Below are 2,501 nucleotides of genomic sequence, written 5' to 3' on the forward strand. Positions count from 1 at the left end.
GTGTTGATTTCCGCCGAGAACTGACCCGGGATTGAGGGATTTTTCCATCGAGAAGTGACCCATGTTTGAACCCACCCCTGCTTGATGATCGCAGGGGACATTGGAGTGATAGACATGGCGTTACTGAGCGTTATCCGGCGCTGGCATCTGCGGGATGGGCTTTCGATCCGGGAGATTGCGCGGCGCACGGGACTGTCGCGGAACACGATCCGCAAATACCTGCGATCCGACGAGGTCGAGCCTCGTTTCAACGTGCCGGAGCGGCCGAGCAAGCTCGATACCTATGCCGAGCGGCTATCGGCCTGGCTGAGGACGGAAGCGAACAGGCCGCGCAAGCAGAAGCGCACGATCAAGCAGTTGCACGCCGACCTGATGAGTCTCGGCTATGAGGGCTCTTACGGCCGTGTCGCCGCCTTTGCACGTGCCTGGAAAGAAGAGCGTCAGCGTCAGATGCAAACGAGCGGGCGCGGCACCTTCGTGCCGCTGGCGTTCGAACCAGGGGAAGCCTTCCAGTTCGACTGGTCGGAGGACTGGGCGGTTCTCGGCGGCGAGCGCACCAAGCTGCAGGTTGCGCACTTCAAGCTGAGCTATAGCCGTGCCTTCATCGTGCGGGCCTATCCGCTACAAACGCACGAGATGCTGTTCGATGCCCACAACCACGCCTTCCGGGTTCTGGGCGGCGTTCCCCGGCGCGGGATCTACGACAACATGCGCACGGCGGTCGACAGGATCGGCCGCGGCAAGGAACGACAGGTCAATGCCCGCTTCTCGGCCATGGCCAGCCACTATCTGTTCGAGGCCGAGTTCTGCAATCCGGCCTCGGGGTGGGAGAAGGGACAGGTCGAGAAGAACGTCCAGGACGCCCGCCACCGGTTATGGCAGCCGATGCCGCGCTTTCCATCGCTGGAGGCGCTGAACGACTGGCTGGAGCAGCGATGCCGGGAGCTGTGGCAACAGATTCCCCATGGCCTCAGACCCGGAACGATCGAGGACATCCGGGCTGAGGAGGCTCAGTTCCTGATGCCGATGCCTCGCCTCTTCGACGGCTTCGTCGAATACACCAAGCGGGTCTCTCCAACCTGCCTGGTTCATCTGGAGCGCAACCGCTACAGCGTGCCGGCATCCTTCGCCAACCGGCCGGTCAGCCTCCGGGTCTATCCGGAACGGATCGTGGTTGCTGCCGAAGGGCAGCTCATCTGCGAGCACCGCCGCATCATCGAGCGGTCGCACGACCGTCTTGGCCAGACCGTCTACGATTGGCGGCATTATCTGGCGGTCATCCAGCGCAAGCCGGGAGCCTTGCGCAACGGCGCGCCCTTCACCGAACTGCCCGAAGCCTTCAAGCAGTTGCAGCAGCACCTGCTCAGGAAGCCCGGCGGTGACCGGGAGATGGTCGAGATCCTGGCCCTTGTCCTGCAGCATGACGAGCAGGCCGTGCTGGCGGCAGTGGAGATGGCACTCGAGGCCGGCGTTCCCACCAAGGTCCATATCCTCAATCTGCTGCACAGGTTGGTCGATGGCAGGCCGATCGCGGCACCTGTCGTGGATGCACCGCAGGCACTGAGCCTGGCCAAGGAGCCACAGGCCAATGTCGAGCGCTACGATGCGCTGCGCCCGGCCAGGGAGGTGCGCCATGCGTCATGATCCCGCCAGCGGCGCCATCGTCATCATGCTCCGAAGCCTGAAGATGCATGGCATGGCGGAGGCCGTCGCCGAACTGACCGAACAGGCCGCTCCCGCCTTCGAGGCCGCCATCCCGATCCTGTCGCAACTGCTGAAGGCCGAGATGGCAGAACGGGAGGTCAGATCCACCGCCTATCAGCTCAAGGCAGCCCGCTTCCCCGTCTATCGCGACCTGGCCGGCTTCGACTTCGCCAGCAGCGAGATCAACGAAGCACTCGTGCGCCAGCTCCATCGCTGTGAGTTCATGGAGGATGCCAACAACGTCGTGCTTGTCGGAGGTCCAGGCACCGGAAAGACCCACATCGCTACAGCTCTCGGCGTGCAGGCGGTCGAGCATCATCGCAAGCGTGTCCGCTTCTTCTCCACCGTCGAACTCGTCAACGTGCTCGAACAGGAGAAGGCCCAGGGCAGAGCAGGTCAGATCGCCAATCGGCTTGCTCATTCCGATCTCGTCATCCTCGACGAACTCGGATATCTGCCCTTCAGCGCATCAGGCGGGGCGCTGCTGTTCCATCTGCTGAGCACCCTCTACGAGCGCACCAGCGTCGTCATCACCACCAATCTCAGCTTCAGCGAGTGGGCTACCGTCTTTGGCGACGCCAAGATGACAACCGCGCTGCTCGATCGGCTGACCCATCACTGCCACATCCTGGAGACCGGAAACGACAGCTTCCGCTTCAAAAACAGCTCCGCCCAGGCCACAGGCAAAAAGAAGGAGAAAGCCGCGCCCTTGACCACAACCTGAGACCCAAACCATACATGAAGGCGGGTCACTTCTCGACGAAAATCCCGGGTCAGCTCTCAGCGGAAATCAACAT

2 protein-coding genes are annotated in these 2,501 nt (G+C 62.5%); both read left to right on the forward strand.

Annotation, left to right across the window (positions count from 1 at the left end):
- Nucleotides 1-114: 114 nt before the first annotated feature.
- Nucleotides 115-1,644, forward strand: a complete 1,530-nt coding sequence (gene istA / locus WA367_RS15370) for an IS21 family transposase (protein WP_106573734.1) — start codon at nt 115-117, stop codon at nt 1,642-1,644.
- Nucleotides 1,634-2,428 (forward strand): IS21-like element helper ATPase IstB, encoded by a 795-nt coding sequence (gene istB / locus WA367_RS15375; RefSeq protein ID WP_106573735.1) that lies wholly within the window; start codon nt 1,634-1,636, stop codon nt 2,426-2,428. Before istA ends, istB begins: the two co-directional genes overlap by 11 nt.
- Nucleotides 2,429-2,501 lie beyond the last annotated feature (73 nt).

The sequence above is a fragment of the Nitratireductor sp. CH_MIT9313-5 genome (assembly GCF_037029545.1).
Taxonomy (GTDB): Bacteria; Pseudomonadota; Alphaproteobacteria; order Rhizobiales; family Rhizobiaceae; genus Chelativorans.

Excerpts from the sequence above, each read along its gene's own strand:
- istA (WP_106573734.1), top strand. The coding sequence starts at position 115 with ATGGCGTTACTGAGCGTTATCCGGCGCTGGCATCTGCGGGATGGGCTT.
- istB (WP_106573735.1), top strand. The coding sequence starts at position 1,634 with ATGCGTCATGATCCCGCCAGCGGCGCCATCGTCATCATGCTCCGAAGC.